1 pseudogene is annotated in these 277 nt (G+C 32.9%); it reads right to left on the reverse strand.

The window, feature by feature from the left end:
- Window positions 1-228 (reverse strand): annotated as a pseudogene (locus SB775_RS29105) (hypothetical protein); the annotation flags it as partial.
- Window positions 229-277: the final 49 nt, after the last annotated feature.

The raw sequence follows: 277 nt of genomic DNA on the forward strand, positions 1-277 counted from the left end.
CATTCGAGCGATAGCGCCTGATATATCTTTCATATCTAATGATCTTAGAATCATCAGCTTCTTTTCATGTTCAAGATAATCTTTACCATCTCTAGGGAAGTTTTCTGTTAAGTAAACAATGAGTCCACGTGAACTCAACTCCACCAAATTATGCTTTAAATTTTGTTTAGTAAACTTCTGTTTTCTAAATTCCTTAATTTCTTTGTTTTCCTTCAATGTGCTTCTCAATTATAGTCACCTCATGGATATTATCGGAAAAAAGGGAACGATTTTGAGT

Source organism: Peribacillus sp. SIMBA_075 (genome assembly GCF_046534585.1).